Source organism: Pseudomonas sp. LBUM1641 (assembly GCF_059716235.1).
Genome location: NZ_CP166815.1, coordinates 1916184 through 1932220, shown reverse-complemented (window position 1 = coordinate 1932220; position 16037 = coordinate 1916184). Strand labels below are relative to the sequence as shown.

The following is a 16037-nucleotide window of genomic DNA, read 5'->3' as shown; positions in this document are numbered from 1 at the left end:
GCGACTTAAAGTAAGCACGTAACCCACGGATAAACCTCGAATGTCGTCCACAAAAAAGGCGACCCGAGGGCCGCCTTCTTCTTTCAAGCCAGGGGCTTAAAAGTCGTCCACAACCTTCCCATCCTTGACCTTGAACTCGCGATTCTGCAAGTAGGCGTTGCGGATGAAGGTGTATTTGTCGCCGCTGATCAGCTTCTCGGAGGACAGCAGGCTGGCACGCGTGTCGACGATATTCAGGCCGAAGGTGCTGTTGCGCCAGCCGATATCGTTCATGTAGCGGTATGGCTGGGTGTAGCTGTCCACATATTTGGACGGCGCGTCACGCAGGGTGCTTGGGCCCAGCAGTGGCAGCATCACGTAAGGGCCGCTGTCAACGCCCCAGTGGCCGAGAGTCTGGCCAAAGTCTTCATCGTTGCGTTGCAGCCCCATTTTGGTGCCGACATCAATGAAACCCAGCACGCCGAACGTGGTGTTCATCAGCAGGCGAGCCGTGTCGACGCCAGCCGCGTGCGGCTTGAGTTGCAACACGTCGTTGGCAAAGTTGCCGACGTCGCCGATGTTGCGGAAGAAGTTATGCACGCCGTCCTGCACGAACTGCGGGGTCACGAACTGATAGCCTTGGGCCAAAGGCTTGAGGGCGTAGGTGTCAACGGTGTCGTTGAAGGTGAAGATCGGGCGGTTGACGCTTTCCCATGGATCATCTTCCGAGGCCGCCTGGGCCACGAAAGGAACCAGCAAAATACTCGCACATACGGACAGCTGAGCTAGACATTGGCTCCAGCGCATAGCTTGAACTCCTTGAATGGTCTGTCATGGGCGCTATGCCCTGAATGAGGCCGTCAGTATATGACGGAAGTGTCAGATTAGGCAGCCTTGCAGAAATGTCATTCAAGTAAATGCACAAAAACCCTACAAATGCCGCAGATGTAACTTGCTTGTCATCCGCGTTCGATAGCGTCACTGCTATTTCAGGGACGTCGAAATGCCACACGCCGAAATTGTTACTGCCAGCGCCCCGTCCTTGACGGCCGTACTGTTCGGGCTGAGTGGCTGCCTGGTGGATTTTGGTTCCCAGGCCCGTGCCGACTCCACACCTTCAAGCGATCCGCATGCCACTGTCGGCGCCCTGAAGATCCTGCGCAGCCTCGAAGAACAGCGCATCCCCTGCGCATGGCTGGACGAGCTACCCCTTTCGGTTTCCACACCTCTGGCTGCAGGGCTACCACGCTGGATCAAGGCCGCTAAACCCTCCTCCACCCGCTGGCCCGCGCCCCACGCGTGCTGGCAGGCCTTGATGGAGCTGAACATCGAGCGCCTGGAAGGCTGCGTCCTGGTCAGTGGCGAACCGCGCCTGCTGCAATCGGGGCTCAACGCCGGCCTGTGGACCATCGGCCTGGCGTCCTGCGGCTCACTGTGCGGGCTTTCCCCGGAGCAATGGCAAGCACTTACCGAGAAGGAACGCGAGCATAAGCGCGCCAAAGCCACTGTCGCGCTCTATGGCCTGGGCGTGCATTCGGTCATTGACCACCTTGGCGAGCTGCACACCTGTCTGGCCGACATCAGCCTGCGCCAGCTCAAAGGCGAGAAGCCCTGATCGAGATCATGCACAGTCGGCGCCAGTGGATTAATCTAAAGGTCAGCCCGTAGACCTTTCACGGCGTGCCGCGGTCTATGCCAGTGCCTATCGATAAAAGGAAGAACGCCATGCCTGCCCGCGAACAACTGCAAGAACAGGTCAAAACTTTGCGCGAGCAATTGGATCAGAATCCAGAAATGCCCCTCGAAAAGCGTGAAGAGCTGCAAACATTGATTGCTGAACTGGAAGTTCAGGAGCCACTGGAAGGCGCCATTCAGGATCCAAGCATCGCAGATGGTGTGAACCTGGCGGTAGAACGCTTTGAACTGGACCACCCGGGCATTGCCGGGACCTTGCGCAATATTGTGGTGACCCTGGGTAACATCGGGATTTAATAGCCGGACGCCTATCAAATGTGGGAGCGGGCTTGCTCGCGAATGCGGTCCGTCAGCTGATACATAGGCTGGCTGATACACCGCTTTCGCGAGCAAGCCCGCTCCCACATTTATTTTGTGTGAAGGCTACTGACGAGCCAGGCGCAGGTTCTGGAACTGCAGATCTTCAGTACTGCGATACGGGTTGATATCCAGCCCGCCGCGACGCACGTACCGCGCATACACCGTCAGCTTTTCCGGCTTGAGCAAGCGCTGCAGGTCGAGAAAGATCCGCTCCACGCACTGTTCATGGAAGTCCGAGTGCTGGCGGAAGCTCACCAGGTATTCCAGCAGGCTGGCGTGATCCAGCGCCGCGCCGCGGTACTCCACTGCCACACTGCCCCAGTCAGGCTGACTGGTCACCGGGCAGTTGGACTTGAGCAGATGGCTGTGGACGCTCTCCTCCACCACGCGCGAATCGTCGCAGCGCAGCAGTTCCGGGCGCGGGTGCTCGTAGTTGCTGACGGTAATGTCCAGGTCATCAATGCACACACCCGGCAACGCGACCACGCCTTCGGCTTCAACCTCGCTCAGGCTGCGGATGCGCACGCCAACCGGCTTGCCGGCCGCGGCACTCAGGTCGGTACGCAAGGTGGCCTCAAGGCTTTGCACATCGACAAACGCGGTCTGGTTCAGCGAATTGAGGTACAGCTTGAACGACTTCGACTCGATGATGTTCGGCGAGTCGGCCGGGATACTGAATTCACCGATGGCCACCACGGGCTTGCCGGAGGGCAGGAGCCAAGACAGTTCGAAGCAGTTCCAGAAGTCCACGCCTTTATACGGCAGGGTCTCGGCGCTCAGGCCCAGCTCGGCCCACTTGGCAGCGCGGGGAATCGGGAACAGCAACGACGGGGTGTAGGTGGAGATGTATTCACTGGACTTGCCCAGCGGCGAATGTTCGGCTGCGGGATGCATGGCGGAAACCTGGCTAAATAAACGCCGCCATTCTACCCGCCTTTGCCCGTCAATGGCTTACTGGCTGACCGTCAGCTTGCCGACCATGCCCGCCTGGTAGTGACCGGGGATGTTGCAGGCAAACTCCAGGCCGGTGGCTTTGGTGAAGGTCCAGGTCAGTTCGGCCGTCTTGCCGGGCTCTACCAGCACGCTGTTGGGATCGTCATGTTTCATGCCGCCCATGTCGCCGTGGCCCATCGCACTGTGGTCCATATCGCCCATTTTCATGCCGGTGGCCGTCAGCATGCCGCTGGCCTGCATCTTGAGCATTTCTTGCTGATGCGCGGCGTGCATCGCAGCGTCGCCAAGATTGAACTCGTGGAGCAACTGGCCTTTGTTGACCAGCACAAAGCGCACAGTCTCACCGGCTTTTACATCGATGGCCTTGGGCGAAAAGGAAATATCCTGCAGCACCACTTCCACCGTCCGCGTGGCCTTGGCGGCGGGCGCAGCCTCACCGAAGGCGAAGGTTTCAGCTGGAGATGCCAGCACCGGAAGACTCAGCGCCATCAGGCAGCCCGCCAACAGCCAGGATTTATGCAAAAACATGGTCACACTCCAAAAGTTCGGAATCAGTATGTGGGACACTTTACGAATGCGCCGCTGCCAGCCAGCTGACGGCCAGATTACAACTTCGTCAGCTTGAGCCTGCCTCAGGACCTGCGCTGTATAAAGTCTGTGTTTACGTAAAACCATGAGCCGCCCATGAAACTGCTGATCGTCGAAGACCAACCGAAAACCGGCCACTACCTGCGCCAGGGCCTGGCCGAGGCCGGGTTCAACACCGAACTGGTGGCCGACGGCACCACCGGCCAGCACCTGGCGCTGACCGGTGACTACGACCTGTTGATCCTCGATGTGATGCTGCCGGGTCGCGATGGCTGGCAAATCCTCCAGGCCGTACGCAATGCCGGGCTCGACATGCCGGTGCTGTTCCTCACCGCCCGGGACGCCGTGGAAGACCGGGTGCATGGCCTGGAACTGGGCGCCGACGACTATCTGGTCAAGCCCTTTGCCTTTTCCGAACTGCTTGCCCGGGTACGCAGCCTGTTGCGCCGTGGCAGCAGCCCGCCCCAGGAAACCAGCCTGCAATTGGCCGACTTGCGCATGGACCTGATCCGCCGCCGGGTAGAGCGCGAAGGCCAGCGCATCGACCTGACGGCCAAGGAGTTTTCCCTGCTGGAACTGCTGCTGCGACGTCAGGGCGAAGTCTTGCCCAAGTCGCTGATTGCCTCCCAGGTGTGGGACATGAACTTCGACAGCGACACCAACATCATCGAAGTCGCGATCCGCCGCCTGCGCCTGAAGGTCGACGATAACTTTCCCAACAAGTTGATCCATACCGTGCGCGGCATGGGCTACGTGCTTGAGGAGAGGTTCGGTTGATGAAACGGATTTCCCTGGCCAGCCGCCTGGCACTGCTGTTTGCCGGTTGTACCGCCGTGGTTTCGCTGTTGGCCGGCGTGCTGTTCAACCATGCCAGCGAGGCGCACTTTATCGAGCTGGACCAGCAGTTGCTCGACGGCAAGCTGATAGCGCTGCGCAGCACATTGCAAGGTGCCGACACGCCCGAACGATTTGCCTTACGAGAAACAAAGCTGCGGGAGGAGCTCAATCGCCAGCCCGACCTGGCCCTGCGCATTACCGCTGGCGATGAGCGCTGGTTCGACGGTGCCCCCGGCATCACCCTGCCCCAGGCGCCTGGCCTGCACAGCATGCAGAGCGCCGGAACCGATTACCGCGTATACAACGTGCCGCTGGTGCCTGGTAACGCGGACTCTCCACGACTGACACTGATGCTCGACATCACCCACCACCAACACTTCCTGCAACGCATGCAGCATCTGATCTGGTTGACCGTCAGCCTTTCCGCCCTGGCCACTGCCCTGCTCGGTGCCTGGGCCGCCCGCAGCGGGTTGCGACCACTGCGGCGCATGAGCGAAGTGGCCGGCAGCGTGTCCGCCCACTCCCTGACCCAGCGCCTGCCCCAGGAACAAATGCCGGTCGAACTGGCGGAACTGGCCCAGTCCTTCAACGCGATGCTCGGGCGCCTGGACGATGCCTTTCAGCGCCTTTCGGCGTTCTCTGCCGACATCGCCCATGAACTGCGCACGCCACTGTCGAATTTGCTGACACAGACTCAGGTCATTCTCACGCAGCCACGGGCGCTGGAAGACTACCGCGAGGCCCTGCACAGCAACCTCGAGGAACTGCAATGGATGGCACAGTTGGTCAATGACATGTTGTACCTGGCCAAGTCGGACCATGGGCTGCTGGCGCCCAAGCGCGAAACCCTGGTGCTGGCAGACGAAGTGGATGCATTGCTGGAGTTTTTTGCGCCGTTGGCGGAGGACCTCCAGGTGCGGTTGGTTCGGGAAGGGGGTGCCAACACCTCAGGTGACCGCAGCATGTTGCGCCGGGCGATTTCCAATCTGCTGGATAACGCGCTGCGGTTCACCCCACCGGGTGGCGATGTCAGTGTGCGGATTGTCGAGGGTATGCAAGGCGTAACGTTGAGCGTGGAAAACACCGGGGAAGGTATTCCAGAGGCGTTGTTACCAAGGTTGTTTGACCGGTTTTACCGGGCAGATCCGGCGCGTCATGAAGGGAGCAGCGAGCATGCGGGGCTGGGGTTGGCGATTACCCAGTCGATTGTGCGAGCCCATGGAGGGCGGATTTTCTGTGAGTCGGGGGCGGGCTGGACGAGATTTGTGATGGCGTTGCCGCGGGGGTATTGATGCAAGCTGTACCGGCCCTTTCGCGAGCAAGCCCGCTCCCACATTTTGACCGAGTGCGTTCAGGAAGAACGCGGTCAAAGTGTGGGAGCGGGCTTGCTCGCGAAGGCGGCCTTAAGAATTACGAATACCTGAGGGCATGCGCCGGCTCAATCTTCGCCGCCCGATACGCCGGATAGATCGTCGCCAAAAAGCTCAACACAAACCCTGCCGAGCAAATCAGCAATACATCCCCGCCCTGCAATTCCGAAGGCAGGTTGCTGACGAAATACACGTCCGAACTAAAGATATGCTGCCCGGTGACCCGCTCCAGCCAACCCACCAGTTCACTGACGTTGAGCGCAGCAATCACGCCGAGAATGCCGCCGATCAAGGTACCGACGATCCCGATTACCGTGCCCTGCACCATGAAGATCGCCATGATCTGCCGTGGCGTGGCGCCGATGGTGCGCAGGATCGCAATGTCAGCGCCCTTGTCGTTCACCACCATGATCAAGGTCGCGATGATGTTGAACGCCGCCACCGCGACGATCATCAGCAACAACAGGCCGATCATGGTCTTTTCCATCTTCATCGCGCTGAACAGACTGCCCTGGGTGTGGGTCCAGTCATCGGCCTTGTAGTCAGCGCCGAGGCTGGCGGCGATATCCGCCGAGACCTTGGGTGCGGCATACAAGTCTTTCACCGCCAGGCGCACGCTTTGCACCTGGTTCGGCTCCCAATGCTGTATCTCGGCGGCGTCGGCCATGTGGATCAAGGCCATGGAGCCATCCAGCTCAGCGCCTACCTTGAATACACCGACCACGTTCAAGCGCTGCATGCGCGGGGTGATTCCACCGGGTGCACTGCTGATTTCCGGCACGATCAGGGTCAGCTTGTCGCCGACGTTCAGGCGGAAACGCCGTGCCGTGATCTCACCGATCACCACCCCAAACTCGCCCGGTTTCAGGTCTTCCAGATGGCCCTGGACGATATGCTGGGCAACAATCGACACCTTGCCTTCCTGGGCCGGGTCCACACCGCTGATCTGGATCGGCTGCATCGCGCCCTTGTAGGACAGCATGCCGTCCATCTCGGTGAACGGCACGGCGGCGGTCACTTCAGGGTTCTTCATTGCAGCGGCGGCCACCGGCTGCCAGTCGCTGATCGGCTTCACACCAACGATGGTCGCGTGGGGCACCATGCCAAGGATGCGTGAGCTCATTTCCCGCTGGAAGCCGTTCATTACCGACAACACCACGATCATCGCCAGCACGCCCAGCGCGAGGCCGATCATCGAGGTCATCGAGATAAACGAAACAAAACGGTTGCGGCGCTTGGCGCGGGTATAGCGCGTGCCGATGAAAATCGATAACGGTCTGAACATTCGCGGGCACCGTTGAAAAAATAGAAAACCCGGCGCCGGGCGCCGGGCTTGAAACAGGTCAGATGGCGACCAGATGACCTTCCTGCAGGTGCAGCACACGGTCCATCTGACGGGCCATGCTCATGTCATGGGTCACCACCAGGAACGCGGTGCGCATCTGGGTGCTTAGTTCCAGCATTAAGTCCTTGATGCCCTGGGCGGTGTGGGAGTCGAGGTTGCCGGTGGGCTCGTCGAGCATCACCAGGCCCGGGTTGTTGACCAGGGCACGGGCAATCGCCACACGCTGACGCTCGCCGCCGGACAATTCAGCCGGTTTGTGCTCCAGGCGATGGCCCAGGCCGACCCGCTCCAGCAACGCCTTGGCACGCTGACGCGCCTCGGGAATCGCGGTCTTGCCGATCAACAGCGGCATGCAGACGTTTTCCAGGGCGGTGAACTCAGGCAGCAAGTGGTGGAACTGGTACACAAAACCCAGCGAACGGTTGCGCAACTGGCCACGGGCCTTCTCGCCCAGGGCCGACAGTTCTTCGCCAGCCAGCCAGACGCTGCCCTGGGACGGCGTATCAAGGCCGCCCAACAGGTTCAACAAGGTACTTTTGCCGGAACCGGAACTGCCGACGATCGCCACGCGCTCGCCCGGGTGCAGTTCCAGCTGCAGGTTGGACAGCACCACCACGGATTCCGGGCCTTCCTCGTAGGATTTGCCCAGGTTGCGGCAGCTCAGGATTGCTTTTTCAATCATGCCCGATTCACTCATAACGTAAAGCCTGCGCCGGCTGGGTACGTGCCGCGCGCCAGGCTGGATACAGGGTGGCAAGGAAACTCAGGACCAACGCGCAAGCGCCGACCATCAACACGTCCTGGCTCTGCACCTGGGACGGCAAGTAGTCGATGAAGTAGACGTCGGAGTTCAAGAATTTGTGGCCGATCAACACTTCCAGCCCGGCGATGGCGGCACTCACGTTCAACGCGGCGAGAATCCCCACCACGGTGCCAATCAAGGTGCCGACTACGCCGATCACCGTGCCCTGGACCATGAAGATCGCCATGATCTGCCCCGGCGTGGCGCCAAGGGTGCGCAGGATGGCGATATCGCCCTTCTTGTCATTCACCACCATCACCAGCGTGGAAATGATATTGAAGGCGGCGACGGCGACGATCAGCAGCAACAGCAGGCCGATCATGGCTTTTTCCATGCGGATGGCCTGGTACAGGTTGCCGTGGGTTCGGGTCCAGTCGCGGGCGTAGTACTGGTTTTCGCCCAGGTGCTGGGCGATTTCCCACGAGGTACGCGGTGCGTCGAACAGGTCGTTGAACTTGAGGCGCAGCCCCTGTACTTGATCCGGCTTCCAGCGATGCAGGCGGGCCAGGTCGGTCAGGTTGGTGAGGCCCAGGTAGCCGTCGATTTCACCGGCGCCGACATGGAAGATGCCGACCACGGTGAAGCGCTTCATACGCGGGAACATGCCGGCCGGAGTCACGGTGACTTCCGGCGCGACAAAGGTCAGCTTGTCGCCGATGCCCACGCCGAGCTTGGCCGCGGCCTTGTCGCCGATAGCAATGCCAAAGCTGCCGGGCGACAAGTCGTCCAGTTTGCCCTGTTGCATGAAGTTATCGATGATCGAGACATTGCGTTCCTGCGCCGGGTCGATGGCATTGAGCAGGACTTTCTGCACCTTGCCGTCATTGGTCAACAGGCCCTGCATCTGGGTGAAGGGCGCAACCGCCAGCACTTTGGGGTTCTGCTTGACCTTGGCGGCCAGGCTTTGCCAGTCGCTGATGGGCTCACCCGACTCGATGGTCGCGTGGGGCACCATGCCCAGCACGCGGGTGCGCATCTCATGATCGAAGCCGTTCATCACCGACAGCACCACGATCATCACGACAACGCCAAGGGCGAGCCCGATCATCGAGGTCAAGGAAATGAACGACACAAAATGATTGCGACGTTTTGCACGGGTATAACGCGTGCCAATAAATACGAAGAGAGGTCTGAACATGTCGGGGCTTGTTCGGAGGAAAAGAAGACGTCCTTGTGGCGGGGTCAGGTAAGCAGCTTTACACTCAGACCATCACCGCTGCCTTGGGTTCGCCATGTCGACATTAGATGAAGAAGATCGCCGCGAATACTACCGTATCGAGGACATGATCGCACTGGAAATTACCCCGCTGTCGGGCCCGGAAGCGCAGAGCAAGGAAGTGTTGCTGGATGATTCGCCGCTGTTCAATCTGCTCAGCGAGTTGCACCTGAGTGAATTCGAATCCCAGCACCTGCTGCGCCAGATCGGCGAGCGGGACCGCACCCTGGCCGCCTTCCTCAAAGTGCAGAACAAACGCATGGATCTGCTCAGCCAGATCATGGCGCAAAGCCTGCTGGGCAAGATCGGTACGCCGCAGCCCGTGGTCATTTCCGAAGGCGGCATCGAGTTCCTCAGCCCCACGGCGATCCAGCCCGACAGCCACCTGGCGGTCAAGCTGGTGCTGATGCCACAAGCCCTCGGCCTGTTGCTGCGGGCCAAGGTCACCCATTGCGACGCCAAGACCGGCGGCTTTGAAATCGGCACGGAATTCGAAGCCATGACCGATGCCCAACGCCAGTTGCTGGCGCGCTATATCCTGCAGAAACAGGCCCAGGAACGGCGCCTGGCGCGGGAAAAAAGCGACGAATCCGACACCTGAATACGAACACTGAATGGCGCGTCGCGTCATCCATCCAGCCAGCAATCCTGGCGTAAAGGAGCAACTGTGACCCTGATTTATGGCCACCGCGGTGCCAAAGGCGAAGCACCGGAAAACACCCTGACCAGCTTCCAGGAATGCCTCAAGCACGGCGTGCGCCGTTGCGAACTGGATTTGCACCTGTCCATGGACGGCGAGCTGATGGTCATTCACGACCCGACGCTCAAGCGCACCGCCGACCGGCGCGGCAAGGTCGTCGAGTATTCGGCTGCCGACCTGGTCAAGATGGACGCACGCAAAGGCGGCCCGGGCTGGGTCACTCCCTGCCCGATCCCACGCCTGGAAGAGCTGTTCGAACAGTGCGACTTCGATCACTGGCAACTGGAAGTCAAAAGCGCATCGCGCACCCGCGCGGCAACCACCGTGCTGGCGATCCGTGAAATGGCTCAGCGTTTCGGGCTGATGGACAAGGTCACCGTGACCTCAAGCTCGCGAGAAGTGTTGAAGGCAGCGCTGGACCTCACTCCGGACCTGTCCCGCGGACTGGTAGCCGAATACGCCTGGCTCGACCCGTTGAAGGTCGCGGCCAACTATGGCTGTGAGATTCTGGCGTTGAACTGGACGTTGTGCACCCCTGAGCGTCTGGAAAAAGCCCAGCGCCAGGGTTTGCACGTGTCCGTATGGACAGTCAACGAACCCGCGCTGATGCGCAGGCTCGCCGACTTCGGCGTAGATAGCCTGATTACAGACTTTCCCGGTTTGGCCACTGCCACCCTCGGGAATTACTGAAATCGGTCTCCCCGGCCGGCTCAGGCCACCGGCCGGAGCCGCTCAAAAAAGCCGGTTGAGGCCGTCGTAGGCCGCTACCCGATAGGCTTCAGCCATGGTCGGGTAGTTGAACGTGGTGTTGACGAAATACTTGAGGGTATTTTGCTCACCCGGCTGGTTCATGATCGCCTGGCCGATGTGCACGATCTCCGACGCCTGATAGCCGAAGCAATGCACGCCGAGCACTTCCAGCGTCTCGCGGTGGAACAGAATCTTCAGCATGCCCTGGGGCTCACCGGCGATCTGCGCACGCGCCATGCTCTTGAAGAACGCCTTGCCGACTTCGTAAGGCACCTTGGCCTTGGTCAGTTCGTGCTCGTTCTTGCCGATGGAGCTGATCTCGGGAATCGTGTAGATCCCGGTCGGCACGTCGTTGACGTAGCGCCAGCTGCCGTTGTCGACAATGCTGCCAGCGGCCGAGCGGCCCTGGTCGTGGGCGGCACTGGCCAGGCTTGGCCAGCCGATCACGTCACCGGCACCGTAAATGTTGGTCACGCAGGTGCGGTAGTTCTCGTCGACTTCGATCTGGCCACGGCTGTTGACCTTCACACCAATGTTTTCCATGCCCAGCTTGTCGGTGTTGCCGGTACGGCCGTTGCACCACAGCAAGGCGTCGGCCTTGATCTTCTTGCCGGATTTCAGGTGCAGGATCACACCGTTGTCCAGGCCTTCGACCCGCTCGTACTCTTCGTTGTGGCGCACAGTGATGTTGTTGTTGCTGAAGTGGTAACTCAACGCCTGGGAAATTTCCGAGTCGAGGAAGCTCAGCAACTGGTCGCGGTTATCCACCAGCTCGACCAATACACCCAGGCCGCTGAAGATCGAGGCGTATTCACAGCCGATCACGCCGGCGCCGTAGATGATCAGTTTGCGCGGGGTGTGGCCCAGGCTGAGGATGGTGTCGCTATCGTAGATACGCGGGTGGTGGAAATCGATATCCGCCGGGCGATACGGACGCGAGCCGGTGGCAATGATGATGTGCTTGGCCACCAGCTTCTCGACCACGCCGTTGGCGCAGACCACCTCGACGGTTTGCTCGTCGGCGAAGCTGCCGGTGCCGAAGAACAGGTCGACGCGGTTACGGGCATAGAAGCCGGTACGCGAGGCAACCTGTTTGGAAATGACTTTTTCAGCGCTCTTGAGCACGTCCGGGAACGAGAACCAGCGCGGCTCACCAATGGCCCGGAACATCGGGTTGGTGTTGAACTGCATGATCTGGCGCACCGAGTGACGCAAGGCCTTGGACGGGATGGTACCCAGGTGGGTGCAGTTACCGCCGACCTGGCGACGGCTATCGACCATCGCCACCTTGCGCCCTGCTTTGGCGGCGTTCATCGCCGCACCTTCTCCAGCTGGGCCGGAACCCAGTACCACTACGTCGTAGTTGTAGACAGCCATGCGTACTCCTCAGAACAGGCCAGGGCGCACGGTTGGGCGCCTGGCTAAATCATGCCGCGGCCAGCGGTCATGAAGGATCAATGTGGCTCAAGTGTGTGAGCCGGGGCACAGTCTATAGAAGGCTCAACGCCGCGCACATTAACCCTTGGTCGCGTCGTAGGCCAGTTTTGCCTTTACTACACAGCGTTCGTTATTGAATTAACCTGTAGGCAAGCACCTTTCAGGACGGGCCATTATGCGACATGTGATTGTTTGTTTATTGCTGATGTTTTCCATCCCGGCGCTGGCGAATGAGGCTGATCGCCTCAAACAAGCCAATTTTCCGGCGCAATCTCATCAACTGGTTCTGAAAAGCCAGGCTGTCCTGACCTATCTCTGGGCAGATGTGTATGCAGCAGCACTGTTCGCCCAAGCTGACCTGAACGCCAAACAGGCCCTGGACCGGCAAAAAGACCTGCGCCTGGAGCTGTATTACTTTCGCGATATCGACCGCAACGATGTCATCAAGGCCGCCACCGCCACCCTTGAACGCCAGCAAACACCCGCCGCCCTCGCCCGCCTGAAACCTGAACTGGAGCAATTGCACAAAAGCTTTCGCAACATCCGCAGCGGCGACCGTTATGCGCTGGACTTCCAGCCTCAACGCGGCCTGAACCTGGAAATCAACGGCACGGTGGTGTTCAGCAGTCGCAATGACGAGTTGGCCAAGGCTTATCTGGGAATCTGGCTGGCACCAAAGGGCTTGTCCGACAGCCTGCGCAATACCCTCCTCAACTGATCGCAAAAACCCGGTGGGAGCGGGCTTGCTCGCGAATGCGATGTATCAGTGACTCATAAGCTGACTGACACACCGTTTTCGCGAGCAAGCCCGCTCCCACATTGGATTTTCATCACCCGGAGGCCTGCGGCAATTTGCCAGCTTGCTATCGGTTTTTTGTTGCCTGTGGTGGCTTATACACATATCGTTACAAAACTGTTCAGCGCCAGCCTCGTGCCAGAGCTTCAACAGCAAGGACGGTTGCGACCAGGGATTACCAATAAGATAGCCAAAATGAGTGCATGACATGTCCACTACAACGGGCAAGGGCAAGGCGATCTTTCGCGTTGTCAGCGGTAACTTCCTTGAGATGTTCGACTTCATGGTCTACGGCTTCTACGCCACGGCCATTGCCAAGACATTTTTCCCCACCGACAGCGCTTTCGCGTCCCTGATGCTTTCCCTGGCGACCTTTGGTGCCGGGTTCCTGATGCGTCCGCTGGGCGCAATTTTCCTCGGTGCCTACATCGACCGTCACGGCCGTAAAAAGGGCCTGGTGATCACCCTGGCGATGATGGCTGCCGGTACCGTCCTGATCGCCTGCGTGCCCGGGTACGCCACCCTGGGTGTCGCGGCGCCGCTGATCGTGCTGTTCGGTCGCCTGCTGCAAGGCTTCTCCGCCGGTGTCGAGCTGGGCGGCGTGTCGGTGTACCTGGCGGAAATCGCCACCCCGGGCCGCAAAGGCTTCTTCGTCAGCTGGCAGTCCGCCAGCCAGCAAGCCGCGGTGGTATTCGCCGGTCTGTTGGGCGTGGGCCTGAACCACTGGCTCAGCCCGGAAGAAATGGGTGATTGGGGCTGGCGCGTGCCGTTCCTGATCGGTTGCCTGATCGTGCCGGTGATCTTCGTGATTCGTCGCTCCCTGGAAGAAACTCCGGAATTCCAGGCACGCAAACACCGCCCTACCCTGCAGGAAATCGTCCGCTCGATCGGCCAGAACTTCGGCATCGTGATCGCCGGCATGGCGCTGGTGGTAATGACCACCGTGTCGTTCTACCTGATCACCGCCTACACCCCGACCTTCGGCAAGGCCGAATTGCACCTGTCGGACTTCGACGCCTTGCTGGTAACCGTGTGCGTCGGCATCTCCAACTTCATCTGGCTGCCGGTGATGGGTGCGGTGTCCGACAAGATCGGGCGTAAACCCCTGCTGCTGGGGGCGACGATTCTGGCGATCCTCACCGCGTATCCGGCGCTGTCCTGGCTGGTGGTCAACCCGAGCTTCAGCCATCTGCTGATCGTGCTGCTCTGGCTGTCGTTCCTGTATGGCTCGTACAACGGCGCGATGGTTGTAGCGCTGACCGAAATCATGCCAGTAGAAGTGCGCACCACCGGTTTCTCCCTGGCCTACAGCCTGGCGACGGCGACCTTTGGCGGCTTTACTCCGGCAGCCTGTACCTACCTGATCCACGTGCTGGACAACAAGGCGGCACCGGGCATCTGGCTCAGCGGCGCGGCAGTGCTGGGCTTGATCGCCACATTGGTCCTGTTTAAAGGCAATCGGCATGAACTGCGGACTGCGCAGGCGTCGATAGTCGGCGGCGCTTGATAGATCGCTATCGCAGGCAAGCCAGCTCCCACATTTGAAATGTATTCACAAATCAAAATGTGGGAGCTGGCTTGCCTGCGATGAGGCCGGTACAAGCAACACAAAAACAACAGACATAAAAAAGCCCCGAACCAGTCGGGGCTTTTTCATTTACCGCTGATGCTTAGCGCGGGAATGCTGGCGGGTTAACCCCAGCCATGTCTTCCATCACACGAACCACCTGGCAGCTGTAACCGAATTCGTTGTCGTACCAGACGTACAGAACAACGCGGTTATCCTGGGTAATGGTCGCTTCAGCGTCCACCACACCGGCGTGGCGCGAGCCAACGAAGTCGGTGGAAACCACTTCCTGCGAGTTGACGAAGTCGATTTGCTTATGCAGATCGGAGTGCAGCGCCATGTAGCGCAGGTACTCGTTCATCTCTTCACGGGTGGCCGCTTTCTCAAGGTTCAGGTTGAGAATGGCCATCGACACGTTCGGCGTCGGAACACGGATCGCGTTACCGGTCAGCTTGCCGGCCAGCTCAGGCAGGGCCTTGGCAGCAGCGGTGGCAGCACCGGTCTCGGTGATTACCATGTTCAGCGCGGCGCTACGGCCACGGCGATCACCCTTGTGGAAGTTGTCGATCAGGTTCTGGTCGTTGGTGTACGAGTGAACCGTTTCAACGTGACCGTTAACAATGCCGAACTTGTCGTTCACGGCTTTCAGCACCGGCACGATGGCGTTGGTGGTGCAGGAAGCGGCGGACACGATCTTGTCGTCAGCGGTGATTTCAGCATGGTTGATGCCGTGCACGATGTTCTTCAGCTTGCCCTTGCCAGGCGCAGTCAGGACAACGCGGTCGATACCCGGGCAAGCCAGGTGCTGGCCCAGGCCCTCGGCGTCACGCCACACACCGGTGTTGTCCACCAGCAATGCGTCCTTGATGCCGTACTGGGTGTAATCCACCTCAGCCGGGTTCTTCGCGTAGATCACCTGGATCAGGTTACCGTTGGCGGTGATGGTGTTGTTTTCTTCGTCGATGACGATGGTGCCGTTGAACGGACCGTGTACCGAGTCGCGACGCAGCAGGCTGGCGCGTTTGGTCAGGTCGTTTTCTGCACCTTTACGCACCACGATGGCACGCAGGCGCAGGCCGTCGCCACCACCGGTTTTTTCGATCAGGATGCGCGCCAGCAGGCGGCCGATACGACCGAAGCCGTACAGCACAACGTCAGTGCCTTTGCGGGCAGCAGCGTTTTGCTGGCCAACCACATCGGCCATTTCTTCACGCACGAACTGCTCGGCGGTGCGGCCAGCGCCTTCTTTGCGGAATTTATAGGCCAGCTTGCCCAGGTCTACCGAGGCCGCGCCGAGCTTGAGCTCGCTCATGGCCTTGAGCAGGGGGAATGTTTCGTGGACGGAGAGTTCGCTGTCGTCGGCGGAACGATGGCGAGCAAAGCGATGAGCCTTGAGAATCGCGATGACTGATTGGTTGATCAGGCTGCGGCCATAGATCGAGCTCACCACGTTGTTATTGCGGTAGAGCTGACCGATAAGCGGAATCATCGCTTCAGCGAGTGCTTCACGGTCGATCCATTCACCAAGACACTGGTCGGGCTTCTGAGTCACGGGAACCTTCCACATGTAGGGGCAGAAAAAAGGGGCTACATTATGCCGCCCGACCGCCCTCGGAGCAATGCGCGCACCACAACAAAACC

At 59.9% G+C, this 16037-nt stretch carries 16 protein-coding genes; 8 read left to right on the top strand and 8 right to left on the bottom strand.

Annotated elements, in window-relative coordinates; all coding sequences use genetic code 11:
* Nucleotides 1-96: 96 nt before the first annotated feature.
* Nucleotides 97-786 (bottom strand): MlaA family lipoprotein, encoded by a 690-nt coding sequence (locus ACA046_RS08800; protein ID WP_167662614.1) that lies wholly within the window; start codon nucleotides 784-786, stop codon nucleotides 97-99.
* 196 nt (nucleotides 787-982) lie between these two features.
* Between ACA046_RS08800 and pcrP the strand changes: the two genes are divergently transcribed.
* Both pcrP and ACA046_RS08790 read left to right on the top strand, forming a co-directional pair.
* Nucleotides 983-1594, top strand: a complete 612-nt coding sequence (pcrP, locus tag ACA046_RS08795; protein ID WP_318303275.1) for an HAD superfamily inactivated hydrolase PcrP — start codon at nucleotides 983-985, stop codon at nucleotides 1592-1594.
* A 110-nt stretch (nucleotides 1595-1704) separates the two neighbouring features.
* Entirely contained in the window at nucleotides 1705-1971 is a 267-nt protein-coding gene (locus ACA046_RS08790; protein WP_076017253.1) for a DUF4404 family protein, read from the top strand.
* 126 nt (nucleotides 1972-2097) lie between these two features.
* Here ACA046_RS08790 and queF read toward each other — a convergent pair whose 3' ends face one another.
* Nucleotides 2098-2928 carry an NADPH-dependent 7-cyano-7-deazaguanine reductase QueF gene (gene queF / locus ACA046_RS08785; protein ID WP_219272457.1) on the bottom strand — a complete coding sequence of 277 codons (831 nt, stop codon included), beginning with the start codon at nucleotides 2926-2928 and terminating at the stop codon, nucleotides 2098-2100.
* 57 nt (nucleotides 2929-2985) lie between these two features.
* Nucleotides 2986-3516: a copper-resistant cuproprotein CopI gene (gene copI / locus ACA046_RS08780; protein WP_076017251.1), complete on the bottom strand. Its 531-nt coding sequence runs from the start codon at nucleotides 3514-3516 to the stop codon at nucleotides 2986-2988.
* 156 nt (nucleotides 3517-3672) lie between these two features.
* Here copI and ACA046_RS08775 point away from each other — a divergent pair, with 156 nt between their 5' ends.
* The gene (locus tag ACA046_RS08775) at nucleotides 3673-4353 is read left to right on the top strand and encodes a heavy metal response regulator transcription factor (protein ID WP_459027062.1); all 681 of its coding nucleotides are present in this window, start codon (nucleotides 3673-3675) and stop codon (nucleotides 4351-4353) included.
* Nucleotides 4353-5705: a heavy metal sensor histidine kinase gene (locus tag ACA046_RS08770; RefSeq protein WP_497676280.1), complete on the top strand. Its 1353-nt coding sequence runs from the start codon at nucleotides 4353-4355 to the stop codon at nucleotides 5703-5705. The genes ACA046_RS08775 and ACA046_RS08770 overlap by 1 nt, the downstream gene beginning before the upstream one ends.
* 118 nt (nucleotides 5706-5823) lie before the next feature.
* On the opposite strand, the gene ACA046_RS08765 is transcribed toward ACA046_RS08770, so the two are convergent.
* Genes ACA046_RS08765 through ACA046_RS08755 form a run of 3 tightly spaced genes read right to left on the bottom strand, consistent with a single transcriptional unit; the run spans nucleotide 5824 to nucleotide 9068 of the window.
* Nucleotides 5824-7068, bottom strand: a complete 1245-nt coding sequence (locus ACA046_RS08765; protein WP_076017248.1) for a lipoprotein-releasing ABC transporter permease subunit — start codon at nucleotides 7066-7068, stop codon at nucleotides 5824-5826.
* 58 nt (nucleotides 7069-7126) lie between these two features.
* The gene (gene lolD, locus ACA046_RS08760; RefSeq protein ID WP_445573021.1) at nucleotides 7127-7810 is read right to left on the bottom strand and encodes a lipoprotein-releasing ABC transporter ATP-binding protein LolD; all 684 of its coding nucleotides are present in this window, start codon (nucleotides 7808-7810) and stop codon (nucleotides 7127-7129) included.
* Between the two features lie 7 nt (nucleotides 7811-7817).
* The gene (locus ACA046_RS08755) at nucleotides 7818-9068 is read right to left on the bottom strand and encodes a lipoprotein-releasing ABC transporter permease subunit (protein WP_076017246.1); all 1251 of its coding nucleotides are present in this window, start codon (nucleotides 9066-9068) and stop codon (nucleotides 7818-7820) included.
* A 94-nt stretch (nucleotides 9069-9162) separates the two neighbouring features.
* Here ACA046_RS08755 and ACA046_RS08750 point away from each other — a divergent pair, with 94 nt between their 5' ends.
* The gene (locus ACA046_RS08750; RefSeq protein WP_497676279.1) at nucleotides 9163-9747 is read left to right on the top strand and encodes a PilZ domain-containing protein; all 585 of its coding nucleotides are present in this window, start codon (nucleotides 9163-9165) and stop codon (nucleotides 9745-9747) included.
* Between the two features lie 66 nt (nucleotides 9748-9813).
* A complete protein-coding gene (locus tag ACA046_RS08745) occupies nucleotides 9814-10536 on the top strand; it encodes a glycerophosphodiester phosphodiesterase (protein WP_459027055.1) in 723 nt (240 codons plus the stop codon).
* Between the two features lie 42 nt (nucleotides 10537-10578).
* Here the strand turns inward: ACA046_RS08745 and sthA are convergent, their stop codons facing one another.
* A complete protein-coding gene (gene sthA / locus ACA046_RS08740) occupies nucleotides 10579-11973 on the bottom strand; it encodes a Si-specific NAD(P)(+) transhydrogenase (RefSeq protein WP_076017245.1) in 1395 nt (464 codons plus the stop codon).
* A gap of 235 nt (nucleotides 11974-12208) precedes the next feature.
* Between sthA and ACA046_RS08735 the strand changes: the two genes are divergently transcribed.
* Together ACA046_RS08735 and ACA046_RS08730 are read left to right on the top strand one after the other, a co-directional pair.
* Entirely contained in the window at nucleotides 12209-12751 is a 543-nt protein-coding gene (locus ACA046_RS08735) for a chalcone isomerase family protein (RefSeq protein WP_497676278.1), read from the top strand.
* A gap of 286 nt (nucleotides 12752-13037) precedes the next feature.
* Nucleotides 13038-14336 carry an MFS transporter gene (locus tag ACA046_RS08730; protein WP_497676277.1) on the top strand — a complete coding sequence of 433 codons (1299 nt, stop codon included), beginning with the start codon at nucleotides 13038-13040 and terminating at the stop codon, nucleotides 14334-14336.
* A 163-nt stretch (nucleotides 14337-14499) separates the two neighbouring features.
* Here ACA046_RS08730 and ACA046_RS08725 read toward each other — a convergent pair whose 3' ends face one another.
* Entirely contained in the window at nucleotides 14500-15963 is a 1464-nt protein-coding gene (locus ACA046_RS08725) for a glyceraldehyde-3-phosphate dehydrogenase (protein ID WP_076017242.1), read from the bottom strand.
* Nucleotides 15964-16037 lie beyond the last annotated feature (74 nt).